1 protein-coding gene is annotated in these 407 nt (G+C 66.1%); it reads right to left on the bottom strand.

Features of this window, described 5'->3' with window-relative positions; translation table 11 throughout:
• Positions 1-141: 141 nt before the first annotated feature.
• Positions 142-407 (bottom strand): helix-turn-helix domain-containing protein (locus I6F37_RS42645; RefSeq protein WP_225154774.1); only part of this gene is annotated, 266 nt, incomplete at its 5' end.

The raw sequence follows: 407 nt of genomic DNA, 5'->3' as shown, positions 1-407 counted from the left end.
CTTGCCGGGCGCGCACGGCGCGTCCCAGGCGCGGCCAGACGAGATGGCGCTCGCGATGAGCTGATCGGCGGCAGTCCGACTGGCCATCAGCGCGGATTCGATATCACCCACAGGCTGTTCTCCCATTCGCTCGACCGACACTCACTCGCGATCGATCATCCCGGCCAGACGGGCGTCGTCCAGAACGCGAATTCGCCGCCGGCCAATCTCGATAATTCCTGCTGCCTTCAGCTCGTTCAGCGCGAACGTCGCCGTCTCGCGATAGACACCGAGGCGCTCGCCGATCTCCTGATGCGACCACCCATCGACGATCCCGGCGCGAGCCTCCCGGTGAAGCAAGCCCGCCAGGCGAGGCACGACCGCCTTGAACGCCAGCTCTTCGAGCTGCCTTTCGGCTTCCACCATGC

The sequence above is a fragment of the Bradyrhizobium sp. NBAIM08 genome (genome assembly GCF_020193935.1).
In the GTDB taxonomy this organism is placed as follows: Bacteria; Pseudomonadota; Alphaproteobacteria; order Rhizobiales; family Xanthobacteraceae; genus Bradyrhizobium; species Bradyrhizobium yuanmingense.
The sequence above is the reverse complement of the archived record's forward strand: the minus strand, read 5'-3'. Positions and strand labels throughout refer to the sequence as shown.